Source organism: Phyllobacterium sp. CCNWLW109, from assembly GCF_037203905.1.
Classification (GTDB): domain Bacteria; phylum Pseudomonadota; class Alphaproteobacteria; order Rhizobiales; family Rhizobiaceae; genus Phyllobacterium; species Phyllobacterium ifriqiyense.
The window spans coordinates 69,328-86,804 of the sequence record NZ_JBBCBK010000006.1 but is presented as its reverse complement, the minus strand read 5'-3'; the positions used below and the strand labels follow the sequence as shown (position 1 = coordinate 86,804).

Genomic DNA, 17,477 nt, shown 5'->3' with positions numbered 1-17,477 from the left:
ACTGGCTTGATAAGGCCGGAAGTGGCAGAATGGGCAGGCCTTTTTTTTCCGCTGGGTGGAGAGATACGGCGTGCCAATTCTTTATCCTAACTTGCTTTTTTCGCTGCGGCTTTTTTAGGAGCCGCCTTTTTGACTGCGGGCTTTTTTGCCGCTGTTTTTTTGGCTGGCGCTTTCTTTTTCGGCGCCGAACCAGCTTTTGCGGCAATCAATACAAGCGCTTCCTCAACGCTGACGCCAGCCGGATCTTTGCCTTTGGGCAGTGTGGCATTGACCTTACCCCAATTAACGTAAGGCCCATATTTGCCATCGCGAACTGTAATCGGGCCGCCATCGGGATGCTCGCCAAGTTCTTTAAGAGCCGCTGGCGTACCCCGCCCGCGTCCTGGACCTTTGGCCTGCTTCTCCGCAATGACTGTCACAGCCCGGTTCAGACCGATTGTGAAAACTTCATCGGCATTTTCCAGATTGGCATAAGTGCCATCATGGGTAAGATAGGGGCCATAACGGCCAATACCAGCCGAAATCATTTTTTGCGTTTCAGGATGCTGGCCGACATCGCGCGGCAACGACAGAAGTGCCAGCGCCTTTTCATGGTCGAGCGCATCGAATGTCCAGCCTTTTGGCAAGCTGGCGCGCTTGGCTTCCTTGCCTTCGCCGCGTTGCACATAAGGACCAAACCGGCCATTGCGGGCAGTAATATCCTCATCCGTATAAGGATCTTTACCAAGCAGTTTCGGCTCATCGCCGCCATTGCCATTTTCGCTTGCAGCCTCGCTACCGCCCAGCTGACGGGTGAATTTGCATTCCGGATAGTTCGAGCAACCGACGAAAGCGCCGTATTTCCCAAGCTTGAGCGACAGATTACCCGTACCGCAGACCTGACAAATGCGCGGATCGCTACCGTCCTCACGGGGAGGGAACACAAGCGGTCCGAGGCGATCATTCAGTGCGTCGAGCACATTGGTTACGCGCAGCTCCTTGATTCCATCGACAGAACCGAAGAAATCCGTCCAGAAGGCGCGCAGGACATCTTTCCACTTGAGCTTGCCATCGGAAATCTCATCAAGCTTCTCTTCGAGGTCCGCCGTGAAATCATATTCGACATAACGCTGGAAGAAACTTTCCAAAAACGCGATGACCAGACGGCCCTTTGCTTCCGGAATGAGTTTTCTTTTCTCGATCGTTATATATTCGCGGTCACGCAATGTCGCGAGTGTCGAGGCGTAGGTGGAAGGACGCCCAATGCCGAGCTCTTCCATTTTCTTGATGAGCGTGGCTTCCGAATAGCGAGGCGGCGGTTCGGTCGAATGCTGTGTGGCATTGATTTTTTCGCGGGCAAGAGCCTCGCCAGCGCGAACCTCAGGAAGACGTGCGCCGTCTTCATCAACATCTTCTTCTTCGCGATGATCCGTGTAGGCACCCAGGAACCCGTCGAAACGAACGACAGAACCGGTGGCACGTAGCTGGGCCGATCGCGCTCCATTGTTTGCATCGATTTCGACAGTGGTCCGCTCAATATCAGCCGATTGCATTTGGCTGGCAATCGCACGTTTCCAGATCAGCTCGTAAAGCTTGGCCTGATCCGCATCAAGAAACTTGCGCATATCCTTTGGATGCCGGTTGAAGTCCGTCGGGCGGATTGCTTCGTGGGCTTCCTGCGCATTCTTGGCTTTTGTCGAGTAGAAGCGCGGCTTTTCCGGCACATATTTTTCGCCGAATACCTTGCCGATGGTCTGGCGCGCTGCCTGGACAGCCTCCGGTGCCATCTGCACGCCATCCGTACGCATATAGGTGATCAGACCGGCAGTCTCACTGCCAAGATCCATACCTTCATAAAGCTTTTGCGCGATTTGCATGGTACGCGAAGCGGAGAAGCCGAGTTGGCCCGATGCTGCCTGCTGCAAGCTGGATGTGGTAAAGGGAGGTCCAGGGCTGCGCTTGATCGGCTTGGCTTCAACAGACGCCGCCTTGAAAGCTGCGCCTTCAAGCATGGTGCGAATCTCGCCTGCCTGCTCGCCGTTCTTTATGTCCAGCTTGCCGAGCTTCTTGCCATCGACGGAAACCAGACGCGCTTCAAAGCCATCATTACGCGGAGTCTTGAGCAGCGCAGCGATGTTCCAGTATTCTTCGCGAACAAAACGTTCGATTTCCGCTTCGCGATCCGCGACAAGCCGCAATGCAACCGATTGCACACGCCCAGCGGATCGAGCACCGGGTAATTTGCGCCAAAGTACGGGCGAAAGCGTGAAGCCGAACAGATAATCCAGCGCTCGGCGCGCCAAATAGGCGTCAACCAACGGCATATCAATGTCACGCGGGTTGGCCATGGCTTCAAGCACGGCACCCTTGGTTATTGCGTTGAATACAACACGCTTGACCGACTTTTTGCCGATCGCCTTTTTCTGCTGCAAAACCTCCAGCACATGCCACGAAATGGCTTCACCCTCGCGATCCGGATCGGTTGCGAGAATGAGGCCGTCACTGTCTTTGAGAGCCTTTACAATATCCCCAAGGCGCTTGGATGAGGCTGAATCCACCTCCCAGGACATGGAAAAATCATCATCCGGGCGCACAGACCCATCCTTGGCAGGCAGGTCACGGACATGGCCAAACGAAGCCAGGACGGTGTAACCCGAGCCGAGATATTTATTGATGGTTTTGGCCTTGGCAGGCGATTCGACGACAACAACGTTCATTGCAGAATTGAGCTTTCCTGCCCTTGTCAGATTACAAAAGCACTAATTTCAGTTCGGAATTGGCCTGTGAAATGAACAGGCTTACACACAACGTCAAGGTCTGTAAGCGAAAAATCGTGAAATACAACCCTGAGTTGCTCGCCGGTCTTGTGCAATTAATGGTAATTTGAATTCAGGTGCAAAGGGAGAACTGATTCATGCAACTGTTTTTGGTTGCGTGGAAAAAGCATTAAAAACAGAAGCTTATATTAACTTAAATTTGAATGCTCTTAGCCGCGTATAACATATATTTTAGATATTAAATTGTATTTGAGGGTAACATTTATGAGCAGCAAGGAAATTAATGAAATCGAAAGCGCGAGATTTATTCAGCAAATGCTTGGTGAATTACGTGTAATGGCAAAAACCAACAATATGGATATGTTAAGCTATTTGATCGAGATCGCGTATATAGAGAGCAATGACCAATTGCGCAAGCAAATGGGCGTGAAGTCAGTCCCACGCAAGAGAAACGTTACCTCCTGAGTGGCGCTGTAGTCGACCGGCCAGATCAAGTTCCAGCAAAATCAGCATTACCACTGACGGATGTAACTGGCTGGTTCGGATCAAATCATCGATATCCACCGGCACCGGCCCCAGCAGATTAAACAGCCGGTCTCTCTCGGTTTGATCGGGAGGCACTGGCGAGATCCAATCTTCTGAAGGGGCAGGAAAGCCGGTCTCGTCGAGAGTGGGACGGTCAATCAGCGGCACAATAGCGCTGATGATATCTTCGGCGCCCGTTGTCACAATCGCACCGTTTTTCAACAGTGCATTGGTACCTTTTGCTCTTGGATCGAGCGGCGATCCGGGCACGGCGAACACCAGTCTGCCAAGCTCACCGGCCAGTCTTGCACTGATGAGCGAACCTGACCGCTCCGCTGCTTCCACAACGACCAGGCCAAGAGACAAAGCGGCGATTATTCTGTTCCGTCGTGGAAAATCCCTGGCGCGTGGCTCCCATCCCAATGGCATTTCGCTGATGACGGCACCGCCTTGTTCGGGAATAGCCTTGTATAATCCCAGATTTTCCGGGGGATAGGGGTGATCAAGACCGCCCGCCATAGCAGCGACAGTCCCGTGATGCAGGCTTGCTTCATGGGCAGCGGTATCGATACCTCGTGCAAGCCCGGAAATCGTGGCAAACCCAACCTCACCAAGCTCGCGAGCGATGGTTCGGGCAAATTTGATTCCGACCAATGAAGCATTTCGTGCGCCGACAATTGCCACGGGCGGCAAACGGAAAACATCAGGATTTCCCTTTATTGCTACTAGAGGCGGAGGATTGTCGCATTGTTTGAGGTACCGCGGATAATCGGGTTCGCCGATGCCGATGAAGAAAGCGCCCATTTTGGCTGCGGCATGAATTTCCCGCTCGGCATCTTCTTTGCTGGTGACGCGGATGGGCTTTCCTCTGCCACCACGCCGAACGAGATCAGGCAGCATCTCAATGGCGTTCGACGCAGAGCCGCAATGGGCTATCAGCTCACGAAATGTAGCCGGACCCACATTCTCGCTGCGGATGAGCCGAACCCAGCTCAACCTTTGCTCATCAGAAAGGCGAATGCCTTTCTTCTCTTCGTTCATTTTTTGGAGCCGATTCTACCTTCGGTACCCGAAACAAGCCGCTGAATATTGGCTCGGTGTTTAAGGAATACGATGATTGTCAAAATGAGAAATAGAAATGCGATCTGATGATAACCAATAAAGTATAAGGCAATAGGAGTGACGACGGCTGCTACAAGAGCGGCAAGAGACGAATAACGGGTGGCAAAGGCAATCAGCAGCCAGACGGCGGCGAAGATAAGCGCACCTTTCCAGAACAGTCCAAGCAATACGCCAAGATATGTGGCCACGCCCTTGCCGCCTTTGAATTTCAGCCACACCGGAAAAATGTGACCAAGAAAAGCGCCGAGCCCAGCAGCGATTGCAGCCTCGGGACCGGCAATACCGGCAACCAGCACGGCAACGGTTCCCTTCAGCATATCAAGGATCAACGTCGCTGCGGCCAGCTTTTTATTGCCGGTTCGAAGCACATTGGTCGCGCCGATATTGCCGGAGCCAATGCTGCGCACATCACCCAAACCAGCCATGCGTGTCAGAATTAGCCCGAAGGGGACCGAACCCAGCAGGTAACCGAAGATCAATGAGAGGAGCAAAAGTGGAATTCCGGCATTAAAGAAATCCGACATGACCCATCCCCTCGGGTTTTAGATGGAAAAAACTGACTTTCCAGCAACAAATGTCTGGACAACACGGCCTTGAAAACGCGCGCCTTCAAAACAGCTGTTCTTGGAGCGTGACGTCAAATCTTCTTCTCTGACAATCCATGGTTCGTCAAGATCGACTATGGTCATATCCGCGACCGAACCCGGACGAAGCGATCCCGCCTCCAGACCGAAAATCCGGGCCGGGGCGGTGGACAATGCTTCAATGATGCGAAGAAGCGGAACATCGCCATTGTGATAAAGCCGCAGCGCTGCACCGAGCAGGGTTTCAAGACCGATCGCACCCGCTGCCGCATCGGCAAAAGGCAGGCGCTTCGTGTCGACATCCTGCGGATCATGTGCCGATACGATAATGTCGATCGTTCCGTCCCGCAGGCTTTCAACCATGGCGAGGCGATCTTCTTCGAGACGCAGAGGAGGTTGCAGGCGGAAGAATGTCCGGAACTCGCCAATGTCATTCTCATTGAGCGAAAGGTGATTGATGGACACCGCAGAGGTGACATTCAAGCCGTTCTGTTTTGCACGATTGACGACTTCCGCAGACATGGCGGTGGAAATCTGTGCAGCGTGATAGGCGCCCTTCGTCAAGGCAGCAAGGCGCATGTCCCGCTCCAGAGGAATGACTTCGGCTTCGCGCGGTGTGCCGGAAAGGCCGAGCCAGCTGGCGTAAAGGCCCTCATTCATAACGCCATTGACGCCCAGATGAGCATCCTGCGTTTCATGGGCAAGGACGACACCGAAATCCCGCGCATAGGTGAGGGCGCGTCGCAACAATTGCGTATTGGCAATGGAATGGCGCCCTTCGGTGATCGCCACCGCACCAGCCTCACGCAGCAGACCAATCTCGGTCATTTCTTCGCCGGATAAGCCCTTGGTGACCGCCGCCGCCGGATAAACATTGATGACTGCCGTGTCGCGCGCGGTACGCTTGACGAACTCGACCAGTGCAACATTATCGATGACCGGATCGGTGTCCGGCATCATGATGATCGAGGTAACACCGCCTGCCGCCGCTGCATGGCTTGCCGATGCGATAGTCTCGCGGTGTTCGCCGCCGGGCTCACCGATGAAAACACGCGCATCCACCAGACCGGGAAGCACAGCCTTGCCACGGCAATCAATGATGGTCGCATCTTCAGGTGTACCCTGATTGCGGACATCGGCGCCGCTGGCAACGATTTTTCCGTCTTGTATAATCAGCGTGCCAATTTCGTCGAGACCGCGCGAGGGGTCGACAATGCGGGCATTGTTAAGAACCGTGGTGTTCATCCGGCAACTCCTTCCGGATTACGGCGTGGATCAAGCAGGGCTTCCATGACCGCCATGCGAACGGCAACGCCCATCTCCACTTGTTCCTGAATGACGCTTTGCGAGCCGTCGGCAACATCGGAAGCGATTTCGACGCCGCGATTCATCGGGCCGGGATGCATGACAAGCGCATCCGGCTTGGCATATTTGAGCTTCTCTCGATCAAGGCCGTGATAACGGAAGTATTCGCGCACGGACGGGACGAATGAGCCGGCCATACGCTCGCGCTGCAAACGCAGCATCATGATGACGTCCACATCCTTCAGGCCTTCTTCCATGCTGTGGAAGACCTCTGCACCCATATGGGCAATGCCGGCAGGCAAGAGGGTGGACGGCGCAATCACGCGCACCCGCGCACCCAGCGCATTTAGCAGGATGATATTCGATCTCGCGACCCGGGAATGAAGAACGTCACCGCAGATCGCCACCGTCAACCGTGCGACCTTGCCCTTGGCGCGGCGAATAGTCAGCGCATCAAGTAGGGCTTGCGTCGGGTGTTCATGGGCGCCGTCGCCGGCATTGACCACCGAGCAGCCTACCTTTTGGGCAAGGAGCGCCGCGGCACCGGCAGACGCATGACGGATGATAAGAATGTCGGGGCGCATTGCATTGAGCGTCATCGCTGTATCAATCAGCGTTTCACCCTTTTTCACCGACGAATTGCCGACCGACATGTTCATCACATCAGCGCCAAGGCGTTTGCCCGCAAGCTCAAAGGATGATTGCGTGCGGGTGGATGCTTCAAAGAACAGATTGATCTGTGTGCGGCCCCGCAGGACGCTCTTTTTCTTTTCCGATTGCCGCGAAACGGCGACTTCGCTGTCGGCGAGATCGAGAAGATGGATGATATCTTGCGGGGAAAGGCCCTTGATGCCAAGCAAGTGGCGATGGGGGAAAAGCAAAGGAGATGTTTTTGATGTCATATCAAGTCCCCCCTATAAGCGCGATAGTTCACGGCTGCAAGCGCTGCCATGCGTCATTGTCCATCGCTCCCCAATAAAAATTTGAAAAGCCGGAACGGACTTAGCATAGGTATGATGAATATCGACTATCATCGAAGAGTCCATATATTAACCGCTTGTCAGAATGTTCGCTCCATATAAAAGAAAAGCGAATTTGAATCAGGACAGTTTCTTGAAAACCCACGACGTTCTTAACCAGACACCACCAATGACCGGGCAAAACGCTTATCTGGGTGATCCATTGCTGATGCAGATCACCAAGCGGTTCCCGAAAAGCGTACGTGACGAGCTGGAACAGAGCGGTCGTTTTGTGCTGTCGGCTGATGCGTTGGATCTGGCAAGGCTCGCCAATACGGAAGCACCCCGTCTGCGCACCCATGATCGCCAGGGCTTTCGGTCTGATGTGGTTGAGTATCATCCAGCATACCATGCGCTCATGCGGCGGTCTGTCGGGCAAGGACTGCATTCTTCGATCTGGGAAGATGGCAAGGCGGAATCCGGTTTGCGGCATCAGTCGCGCGCAAGCCGTTTCTATCTGACGTCGCAACTGGAATGCGGGCATCTTTGCCCATTGACGATGACAAGCGCTTCACTGGCAGCGCTCATGGCTGCGCCTCATCTCTACCGCGAATGGTCGCCGCTGATCCTGCCGCGCAAATATGATTCCAGCAATAAATCGCCCGCGAAGAAAACAGGCCTGACGCTCGGCATGGGCATGACGGAAAAGCAGGGCGGAACAGACGTCAACACGAATACAACCAAGGCGGAGCCCGCTGGCAGCGGCTTTTATCGTCTGACCGGGCATAAATGGTTCATGTCCGCGCCAATGTCAGATGCATTTTTGGTATTGGCGCAAGCCCGCGAAGGTCTGTCGTGCTTTCTGGTGCCGCGCATACTGCCTGATGGCTCGTCCAATGGCTTTCGATTCCAGCGGTTGAAAGACAAGCTCGGCAATCGCTCGAATGCCTCATCGGAGGTGGAATTTGAGAATGCGCTTGGCCAGATGGTCGGCAATCCTGGTGATGGCGTTAAAACCATCATCGATATGGTGACGTTGACACGGCTCGATTGCTCCATTGCTTCGGCTGGTTTGATGAGGGCGGGCCTGGCCGAGGCAGTGCATCACGCCAGACACCGTGTCGTTTTTGGCGGTCCGCTGATAGACAAGCCTTTAATGCTGCGCGTTCTCGCGGACATGGCGCTGGATTCTGCTGCCGCAACAGCACTGACACTGCGTCTGGCACGGGCATTTGATAATGCAGCCAGAGATCGCGGCGAGGCGGCATTCGCGCGCGTCATGACCCCTGTCGTTAAATATTGGGTGGCCAAAATTGCCCCGGCAATGCTCTATGAGGCAATGGAATGCCTTGGCGGAAATGGTTACATCGAAGAAGGCAATCTGGCGCGGTTTTATCGTGAAGCGCCGGTCAATGCGATTTGGGAAGGCTCCGGCAATGTCATGGCGCTGGATGTGCTTCGCGTATTGAAGCGCGGACCGCAACTTTTCGACGAAGTGCTGAACTGGATCGGCTCTCAGCTTGGCCGTGGTGGGCAGGGGACGGTGGAAGTGCTCCGCGCCGCCATGCGCGTTGCTGAAAATGATGAAGGTGCGGCACGCATCCTGACTGAGCAATTGGCATTGGCTGCGGCAGGAGCGGAATTGCGCTATCTTCAGTCCGAAGATATTGCAGACGCCTTTATTGAAACGCGCCTTGGTGGCCAATGGCGCACGACTTACGGCATGCTGGACGCCCGGCATAACGCCGCCAATATTGTTAATTCACTCTATCCATCTGCAGGCTGATTCGAGTAGCAGAGATGCCGACCGGCGGCCATCTTGCCACCGCTTGCGTGGCATTTGAGTCAAATTTTCCTAAAATAGCTGAAAAAATTTGCCGAAGGCTCGGATAGGGCCCTCGCTAATTCCTTCAATTTGAATTAAATTTTCTTAAATTAACCTTAACAAACGGTTTACGTTGCGGCTAACGTCTTAACAGATATCACTCTGAGTCGAAAAGCCTTCATAAAAACCGAGGGTTAGCCAATGAACCATGCAAGCCCTTCGAGGAGCATTGAATGCGCAATTTCCTGATTTTCTGGGGCGGACCGCTGGTTTTCTTGTGGGGATGGTATTTTCTGTCTTATTACGATCTCAACATGGGCATGCATTTTTTCAGCCGTGAGTTGCATGATCAGGTCTTCATGATCTACGGCAACATCCTCGGAATAGCGCCTGAGAGCATTCCTCCGCTGGTCGCCAGAGCATGTGTTTTCGACACAGGATTGGTTCTATTGCTGATCGCCTTCCGGCGTCGCCGCAAGATTATCGCATGGGTCAAGGCATGGCGCGCAGAGCGTGCGCGTTATTCCGAAGAATTGCCGACTGCATCAGCCTCCTGACGCAGGCCTTGCAGGCGGTCCAATGCGCCTTGCAGAATGAAGGCGGCGGCAGCGGAATCAATCCGCTCCGCCCGTTTTTGCCTTGAAACATCCATGCCGATGAGAGCGCGTTCCGCTGCAACAGTGGATAGACGCTCATCCCAATAGACAAATGGCAGATCGGTAAGTTTCTCCATATTGCGGACAAAGGCGCGGGTGGCCTGGACACGCGGTCCTTCGCTACCATCCATATTAACCGGCAGTCCGATGATAATTGCCCCGACATTGTCTGCGGCGAGCGCCTTCAGCAGGTCTTGCGCATCATGGGTGAACTTGCTGCGCCTGAGAACCGGACGCGGGTTGGCAAAGGAAAAGCCACGATCTGATATGGCGATACCAATCGTCTTTGTGCCAAGATCAAGACCAGCAACAGTCTTACCGTCCGCAACATGCTCTTCCAACTGCTCAATCGCCAAAATTGTCAAACTGTTTGCTTCCTGCGGTTGTCTGATCGGTTTAATCTGTTCACATAACGCTATTAGACGCCTCTGGCGAGGCCTGACCTAAATGATGAAGGATTCTGAACAATGAAAATTACCTGGCTGGGACAATCCGGTTTCCGTATCGAAACTGCGAAGAACATCATCCTCATTGATCCGTTTCTGAATGGGAATCCCGGCGCCAAGGGCGTGGACTTCAAGGATGCAACCAAGGGCGCCAATCACATTATCCTCACACATGGCCATGGCGACCATGTGGGCGATACTGTTGATATATCCAAGGATACAGGTGCGCTGGTGACTGGCAATGCTGATCTTGTGACATGGCTCGGCTCGAAAGGCGTGGCGCGCGTCGATCCGACAAATACAGGCGGAACCGTTTCTTATGACGGATTTACAGTGACTTACGTCAATGCGCTGCACTCATCTGCGCAAATGACCGAGGATGGCGTTTCGCATTCACTCGGCAATGCAAATGGCGTGGTGCTGCATTTTGACGATGAACCTACGCTCTATCATATGGGCGATACGGATATCTTTTCCGACATGGCCTTGATCAATGAGCTGCACCAGCCGGAAATCGGTATTGTGCCGATTGGAGACCGCTTCACCATGGGCGGTGCGGTAGCAGCGCTTGCTTCGCGGCGCTACTTCAAGTTTGGCAAGGTCATACCCTGTCACTATGCTTCCTTTCCGATAATAGATCAGACGGCCGACAAGTTTGTTGCCGGAATGGAAGGTGGCACGAGCGAAGTAATCGTCGCCGAACCAAATAAGCATTTTACTGTTTGATTTGAGTTTGTTAGAGCCGTTGCAAAAGATGATCGCTAGGGTTGTTGACCCTATCGTCAGATAACCGAGCTTTGGAGAATATCTTGCGTAAATTGCTGCTGATTTCCTGTTCTCTGCTGGCGCTAACACCTGCCAGTGCGCAAACGGTCGATGCCAATGGGGCAAAAGAACTGTCAGCTACCTTGTCGAAGTATTTTGGCAAAACCGCTCTTGAGAAGAAGGTTCTGAGTGTCAAGCCGGAAGGAGACAGCTACAAAATCACCTTCAGCACAGGCAAGCTGTTGGAGATTTTGCCAAAGCAGGACCTCTTCAAAGGTGACTTCGGCGAATATAGCTTTTTGACCAAGCCGCTGGCTGACGGCTCGTGGGACGTTTCGTCGAAAACCACCGTGAACGGTTCTGTCGAGATAAATGCGCCAACCGGTAAGGAAAGCTTCAAGTGGTCTATCGACAATATGGATCTTCGCGGCGTCTTTGATCCGAAAATCGGCACTTTCTCCAAGGCTACTTCCACGTATGACGGCTTTAAAATGAGTTCGTCATCGTCGACGCAGGAAATGGAAGCCACTGCCGGCAAGGCAAAGGCTGAAATGGCTGCATCTGCTGGCGCGTCGGGAGGAGTGGACTTCACTCAAGTCCAGACAGCCGAGAACTTCAAGGAAACGATTTCATTCAAATCTGACCCGGCAGTTGAAGAGACAGTGACGGATGGTGAAGCCAAACCAGCCGTCCCGACAACACCGGAAGAGTTTATGAAGGTGGGTATCAGTGCTGCCAACCTTGGTGTCGACGCAAAAGGCAGCGGTGTGAGGAATGTTGAGATTCTGGATCTTTGGGCGTTTTTCGTCGCCCATTCCGACGACTTTGCAAAAACACCGGAAGAAAAGACGAAGCTTAGCGACGCTGAACAAGCCGAGTTGAAAACAAAATTGCTTGCCGCTTTGCCGCTTTGGGAAAAATTGGCTGGCTCATATCGGTTCTCGGATATGAGCGTCGACACCCCGATCGGCCCATTCGTAACGAAGAACATTTCTCAGGAGGTGAACTTCGACGGCATCAGCAAAAGCGGCGCCTATAATTACGCAGTGCGCACAAATGGACTTCAGTATCCGCCTCTGCCAATTCCTGACTGGACCATTCCTTTCCTTCCAACCGATGTGGAGCTTTCTTTCGGCGCCGCAGGGCTTGATCTCGATACGGTGGTGCGTGGCGGGATCAAGGAGATGGATCTGAACAAGGAGAAGTCGATTTCGGATGCGTTTGCCGAGGAAATGGGCACCGCCTTCATGCTCAATCCGCCAAAGGTCACGATCTCGAAAAGCCTTGTGAGAACCGTAGATGCTGAACTTACCGTCGAAGGCGAGGTCACATTTGCCACGCTAAAGCCGCAGAGCCGGACAACTTGGGAAATGGCAGGGTTTGACAAGCTGGTCGACCGGCTGAACAAGGCATCAGAAGAAGAGCCTGAGATCAAGAATTACATCGTCTTCGTCAAACTGGCCAAAGACTTTGGCAATGAGCTGCCCGATGGCCGCATTCAGTGGATTGTCGACCAGAAAAGCGATGGATCGATCCAGGTTAACGGCAATGCCGTCAAAGGTCCCGATGCCGCTGGAAAGCCGCTGTTTGACAGTTCCATCTTCGGGATTGCTCCCGATGATGATACAACTGCGACAGATGACAGTGCCGCTGCATCGGATGATGATGCCTTGGACACTGAAGATGCCCCAGTGGATGGCGAGCAGCAGGAAGTTGCGCCAGACGCGGCGCAGTAACGCTTATCTGTTGTTGTCCGTTGCGCTTGGGCGTAACGGACACTATAGCTTCAACATCAAAATTTGAATTCAGGAATCCCTATGTCCGTCGATACTGCCACTGTAAAACGCGTTGCGAATCTTGCCCGCATCGCGGTCACCGAGGATGATGTTTCCCGGATGACCGGCCAATTGAATGCGATCCTTGGTTTCGTGGAACAGTTGAACGAAGTGAATGTCGAAGGCGTGGAGCCGATGACGTCGGTAACCCCCATGGCGATGAAGAAGCGCCAGGACGTTGTCACCGATGGCGACAAGGTTGCAGATATCGTCGCCAATGCCCCGACAACCGAAGAAAATTTCTTTGTTGTGCCAAAAGTCGTGGAGTAATTGAACCATGGCTGTTTCCATTGCGATAGAAACACCCTTGCAGGACGATGTGCGCTCGCTGGTAAGCGATCTCAATGATCACCTTTCGCCGCTTTCACCGCTGGAATTCCAGTTCAAAATGACTGTCGAGCAGATGGCAGATGAAGACACGACTGTTTTTGTAGCTCGCGATGAAACAGGCAAGGCTATCGGTTGCGGCGCACTCAAAGAACATGATGATGGAATTGGTGAGGTGAAACGCATGTTCACCCGGCCTACCGTGCGCGGACAGCGCATTGGTTCTGCTTTGCTCGATGCAATTACGGCGCTGGCCAATGAAAAGGGCATGAATCGCCTCGTTCTGGAGACGGGCACTACACCGGGCTTTGAACCGGCCTGGCGACTTTATGAACGCTCCGGATTTACCCGCTGCGGTGTGCTGCTTGACTATCCGGATTCCGAATATAGTGCATTTTACGAAAAGCGGCTCGCTTTAGCAGTTGCTCAATAAGGACTTTAAGATGACCGATCTGACCGCTCTCACCATTGCCGAGGCGCGCGACCAGCTGAAAGCCAAGGCGATTACCGCCACGGAACTTACTCGCGCCTATCTTCAGGCAATCGAGAACGCAAATGAGGCGCTGAACGCCTATATCGTCACCACGCCTGAAAAGGCGTTGGAAATGGCGAAGGCATCCGATGCACGGCTGGCGGCTGGCAATGGCGGCGCGCTGGAAGGCATTCCACTTGGCATCAAGGATCTATTCGGTACGGAAGGTGTCCATACGCAGGCCGCATCGCATATTCTGGATGGGTTCAAGCCGCATTATGAATCCACTGTGACAGCAAATTTATGGGCTGACGGCGCGGTGATGCTCGGCAAGCTCAACATGGACGAGTTCGCAATGGGCTCTTCCAATGAGAGTTCCTATTACGGGCCAGTGAAAAACCCTTGGCGCGCAAAGGGCTCCAATGTGGATCTCGTTCCGGGTGGATCATCGGGCGGCTCTGCAGCAGCTGTCGCCGCACGGCTCTGCGCAGGAGCGACCGCAACCGATACGGGCGGTTCAATCCGCCAGCCTGCGGCTTTTACCGGCACGGTCGGAATCAAGCCTACCTATGGCCGTTGCTCACGATGGGGCATTGTCGCGTTTGCATCATCGCTGGATCAGGCGGGACCGATTGCACGCGATGTGCGCGATGCCGCGATCCTGTTGAGGTCCATGGCTTCCGTCGATGCCAAGGATACAACCTCGGTCGATATTGCGGTGCCTGACTATGAGGCGGTTATCGGCAAGCCGCTTGCGGGCATAAAGATCGGCATTCCCAAGGAATACCGCGTTGACGGCATGCCGGAAGAGATCGAAAAGCTTTGGCAGCAGGGCATTAGCTGGCTGAAGGATGCAGGGGCAACCATTGTCGATATTTCGCTGCCGCATACGAAATATGCACTGCCGGCCTATTATATCGTTGCGCCTGCCGAGGCATCGTCAAATCTGGCGCGCTATGACGGCGTTCGCTATGGCCTGCGCGTTCCCGGCAAGGACATTGTCGACATGTACGAAAACACCCGCGCCAAGGGATTTGGCGAAGAGGTGAAGCGCCGTATCATGATTGGCACCTATGTGCTTTCGGCTGGTTATTACGATGCCTATTATTTGCAAGCTCAGAAGGTGCGCACGCTGATCAAGAAGGATTTCGAAGACGCCTTCCATGCAGGTGTCGATGCTATCCTTACGCCAGCTACGCCTTCTGCTGCTTTCGGCATCGCTGATCAGGAAATGAATTCCGACCCGGTGAAAATGTATCTCAATGATATTTTTACCGTGACCGTGAACATGGCGGGCTTGCCGGGTATCGCCGTTCCTGCCGGGCTGGACAGCCGCGGACTGCCGCTGGGTCTCCAGCTGATCGGCCGTCCATTCGACGAAGAAACTCTGTTTCAGACCGCTTATGTGATTGAACAGGCGGCAGGCAAGTTCAACGCGCCGAAATGGTGGTAATCAGGCGCGCTACAGAAGCTGACATAACAGCAATCGCTGCTGTCGGCTCCAGCGCTTGGGCATCAAATATCTTTTCGTTTGAACCGGAACTGCCCGGCATGCGCATGCATGTCGAAAAGGCTTTCAGGGAATTCGCACGAAGCTCTTACAATACGGTACTGGTGGCTCAATTGGAGCAGACGGTGCTTGGCTGGGGCGCTCGGGAAGAAAATAACGACTATATCTCCGATCTTTGGGTGGACCCGGCCGTGCAGGGGCAAGGGGTCGGATCGTCGCTGCTGCGTGAAATGATGGCGGCAATTCGACATGCGGGGTACTTGAAGGCGCGCATCAGCACGCATGCCCGCAATATCGGCGCAATCAGACTCTATCAGCGCGAAGGCTTCAATATTGTCGAACAAGGACCGGAATGGTCTACAAGTCTTGAACGTGAAATTGACAAAGTGCAGATGCTGGCGGAGCTCAAATAGTGTTTTTCGTGCTTTCAAAGGTCTTCTGGTTTTTCGCCCAACCGCTGAACTTCGCTATCATTTTCATAGGATTGACTTTCCTGCTGCTCATCTGGCGCTGGCGGCGTCTGGCAATGGCAACGGCTGCTATCGCATTTCTTGTTCTGGGACTTGGCGCGTGGACGACGCTTGGTGCTTTAATGATCAATCCGTTGGAGGATCGTTTCCAACGCCCAGACGCACTTCCGGCAAAGGTGGATGGCATAATCGTTCTTGGCGGCGGCTTTGAAGGCGGTGTAAATCTGGTGCGCGGCGGCTATGAACTCAATGCCAGTGGCGACCGCTTTGTCGAGGCTGCCATTTTGGCGCGCAAACATCCGGAAGCGAAGGTTGTCGTTACGGGTGGAACAGGCACATTGCTTTTGGATGGCGAAGCCGATGGCGTGACCGCACCGCGCCTGCTGACAGCTCTTGGCGTAGCACCAGAGCGCCTCATTCTCGAAAGCAAGTCGCGCAACACTTACGAAAATGCACTATTTACAAAGCAGATGGTAGACGCGAAGCCGGGCGAAACCTGGCTGCTCGTCACCTCGGCATTCCATATGCCGCGTTCGATCGGCCTGTTTCGCAAAGCGGGGTTTGACGTGGTGCCATGGCCAGCGGATTATCGCGCATCTGGTGCCGAAACCATTGGACTTGCAGAAGACAACCCACAGGATTCATTGCAGAATATGGCGATTGCTGCGCGCGAATGGGCAGGGCTGCTGGCCTATTGGCTGGCTGGTCGAACTGAACAATTATTGCCTGCGCCATGATAAAACAAGTTGACGTTCTCATCATAGGCGCAGGCGCGGCTGGCATGATGTGCGCTATTGAGGCGGGCAAGCGTGGACGTTCCGTGCTGATCATCGATCATGCCGCAACACCAGGCGACAAAATACGCATATCCGGTGGCGGCCGCTGCAACTTCACCAATATTAACGCGGCGCCGCAAAACTACATCAGCAAAAACCCGCATTTCTGTATCTCGGCTTTGCGCCGCTATACGCAGCGCGATTTCCTCGCTCTGGTAAACAGATACGGTATTGCCTGGCACGAAAAGACCCTCGGTCAGCTTTTCTGCGATGGTTCAGCCAAGCAGATCATCGATATGCTGATAACAGAAATGAGGGAGGCCGGGGTCGAGTTACGGTTGCGCACTACGATCGATTCCATCGTAAGGGAAGATAATGGGTATCTGGTTGATCTGGCCGGAGACAAGGTGAGATGCACGTCACTGGTCGTCGCGTGCGGTGGGAAATCCATTCCGAAAATGGGTGCAACCGGCTTCGGCTATGATATCGCCCGCCAGTTCGGCATGAAAATTACAGATACACGTCCTGCACTGGTTCCGCTTACCTTTGACGAAAACACACTTGCTCCGTTGAAACCGCTATCGGGTATTTCGGTCGATGCAGTGGTAAGCCATGGCAAGACAAAATTCGCAGAGGCAATGCTCTTCACCCATCGCGGATTGAGTGGTCCATCCATATTGCAGATTTCTTCTTATTGGCGGGAAGGCGATACGATCAGCGTCGCCATGTTGCCCGGTGTGAAAGTGTTTGATGCTTTGCGCGCAGCGCGAGTCCGCAATGGCCGACAGGCATTGCAAACAGCCCTAAGTGAGCTTCTGCCGAAGCGTCTGGCGCAGTTGATTGCGGAAAATAGCGGCATTGACCGGCATCTGGCTGACCTGACCGATAAGCAATTGCTGGCGGTCGAAAAATCGGTGAATGAATGGCAGGTGAAACCTGCAGGTTCGGAGGGCTACCGGACTGCCGAAGTGACACTTGGCGGTGTTGATACGGATGGCCTGGACCAAAAAACCATGGAAGCAAAGTCAGCGAAAGGTCTTTATTTCATAGGTGAGGTTGTCGATGTAACCGGTTGGCTAGGTGGATATAATTTCCAATGGGCATGGTCTTCCGGCTGGGTGTCAGGGCAAGTGGTTTAGGGCAA

Annotated in this window: 16 protein-coding genes; 10 read left to right on the top strand and 6 right to left on the bottom strand. The window is 53.8% G+C overall.

Annotated elements, in window-relative coordinates; translation table 11 throughout:
- Positions 1-86 precede the first annotated feature (86 nt).
- From topA to V9K92_RS22135, 5 genes are all read right to left on the bottom strand, one after another.
- Positions 87-2,696 carry a type I DNA topoisomerase gene (gene topA / locus V9K92_RS22155; RefSeq protein WP_115053196.1) on the bottom strand — a complete coding sequence of 870 codons (2,610 nt, stop codon included), beginning with the start codon at positions 2,694-2,696 and terminating at the stop codon, positions 87-89.
- A gap of 492 nt (positions 2,697-3,188) precedes the next feature.
- Entirely contained in the window at positions 3,189-4,322 is a 1,134-nt protein-coding gene (gene dprA, locus V9K92_RS22150; protein ID WP_337354989.1) for a DNA-processing protein DprA, read from the bottom strand.
- Positions 4,319-4,927: a glycerol-3-phosphate 1-O-acyltransferase PlsY gene (gene plsY, locus V9K92_RS22145; protein WP_307284717.1), complete on the bottom strand. Its 609-nt coding sequence runs from the start codon at positions 4,925-4,927 to the stop codon at positions 4,319-4,321. The genes dprA and plsY overlap by 4 nt, the downstream gene beginning before the upstream one ends.
- Before the next feature lie 18 nt (positions 4,928-4,945).
- Positions 4,946-6,232: a dihydroorotase gene (locus tag V9K92_RS22140; RefSeq protein WP_337354988.1), complete on the bottom strand. Its 1,287-nt coding sequence runs from the start codon at positions 6,230-6,232 to the stop codon at positions 4,946-4,948.
- On the bottom strand, positions 6,229-7,194 hold the full coding sequence (locus V9K92_RS22135) for an aspartate carbamoyltransferase catalytic subunit (protein ID WP_307284723.1): 966 nt from the start codon (positions 7,192-7,194) through the stop codon (positions 6,229-6,231). Before V9K92_RS22135 ends, V9K92_RS22140 begins: the two co-directional genes overlap by 4 nt.
- Positions 7,195-7,405: 211 nt before the next feature.
- Here V9K92_RS22135 and V9K92_RS22130 point away from each other — a divergent pair, with 211 nt between their 5' ends.
- Together V9K92_RS22130 and V9K92_RS22125 are read left to right on the top strand one after the other, a co-directional pair.
- Positions 7,406-9,037 carry an acyl-CoA dehydrogenase family protein gene (locus V9K92_RS22130; RefSeq protein WP_307284726.1) on the top strand — a complete coding sequence of 544 codons (1,632 nt, stop codon included), beginning with the start codon at positions 7,406-7,408 and terminating at the stop codon, positions 9,035-9,037.
- 272 nt (positions 9,038-9,309) lie between these two features.
- Positions 9,310-9,633, top strand: coding sequence for a DUF6105 family protein (locus V9K92_RS22125; RefSeq protein WP_115053189.1), 324 nt, complete (start codon positions 9,310-9,312; stop codon positions 9,631-9,633).
- On the opposite strand, the gene ruvX is transcribed toward V9K92_RS22125, so the two are convergent.
- On the bottom strand, positions 9,597-10,097 hold the full coding sequence (gene ruvX, locus V9K92_RS22120; protein ID WP_115053188.1) for a Holliday junction resolvase RuvX: 501 nt from the start codon (positions 10,095-10,097) through the stop codon (positions 9,597-9,599). The two genes, V9K92_RS22125 and ruvX, sit on opposite strands and share 37 nt — an antisense overlap.
- Positions 10,098-10,199: 102 nt before the next feature.
- Here ruvX and V9K92_RS22115 point away from each other — a divergent pair, with 102 nt between their 5' ends.
- From V9K92_RS22115 to V9K92_RS22080, 8 genes are all read left to right on the top strand, one after another.
- On the top strand, positions 10,200-10,904 hold the full coding sequence (locus tag V9K92_RS22115) for a metal-dependent hydrolase (protein WP_115053187.1): 705 nt from the start codon (positions 10,200-10,202) through the stop codon (positions 10,902-10,904).
- Positions 10,905-10,987: 83 nt separating this feature from the next.
- Positions 10,988-12,679 (top strand): hypothetical protein, encoded by a 1,692-nt coding sequence (locus V9K92_RS22110; RefSeq protein ID WP_337354987.1) that lies wholly within the window; start codon positions 10,988-10,990, stop codon positions 12,677-12,679.
- Positions 12,680-12,760: 81 nt separating this feature from the next.
- Positions 12,761-13,048: an Asp-tRNA(Asn)/Glu-tRNA(Gln) amidotransferase subunit GatC gene (gene gatC / locus V9K92_RS22105; RefSeq protein WP_115053185.1), complete on the top strand. Its 288-nt coding sequence runs from the start codon at positions 12,761-12,763 to the stop codon at positions 13,046-13,048.
- 7 nt (positions 13,049-13,055) lie between these two features.
- Positions 13,056-13,538 (top strand): GNAT family N-acetyltransferase, encoded by a 483-nt coding sequence (locus tag V9K92_RS22100; protein ID WP_115053184.1) that lies wholly within the window; start codon positions 13,056-13,058, stop codon positions 13,536-13,538.
- 10 nt (positions 13,539-13,548) lie between these two features.
- A complete protein-coding gene (gene gatA / locus V9K92_RS22095; RefSeq protein WP_337354986.1) occupies positions 13,549-15,030 on the top strand; it encodes an Asp-tRNA(Asn)/Glu-tRNA(Gln) amidotransferase subunit GatA in 1,482 nt (493 codons plus the stop codon).
- Positions 15,021-15,500: a GNAT family N-acetyltransferase gene (locus V9K92_RS22090; RefSeq protein WP_337354985.1), complete on the top strand. Its 480-nt coding sequence runs from the start codon at positions 15,021-15,023 to the stop codon at positions 15,498-15,500. Before gatA ends, V9K92_RS22090 begins: the two co-directional genes overlap by 10 nt.
- Complete coding sequence (locus V9K92_RS22085; RefSeq protein WP_337354984.1) at positions 15,500-16,294, top strand: YdcF family protein; 795 nt, start codon at positions 15,500-15,502, stop codon at positions 16,292-16,294. Before V9K92_RS22090 ends, V9K92_RS22085 begins: the two co-directional genes overlap by 1 nt.
- Positions 16,294-17,472, top strand: coding sequence for an NAD(P)/FAD-dependent oxidoreductase (locus V9K92_RS22080; RefSeq protein ID WP_337354996.1), 1,179 nt, complete (start codon positions 16,294-16,296; stop codon positions 17,470-17,472). Before V9K92_RS22085 ends, V9K92_RS22080 begins: the two co-directional genes overlap by 1 nt.
- The last annotated feature ends 5 nt before the right edge of the window (positions 17,473-17,477 follow it).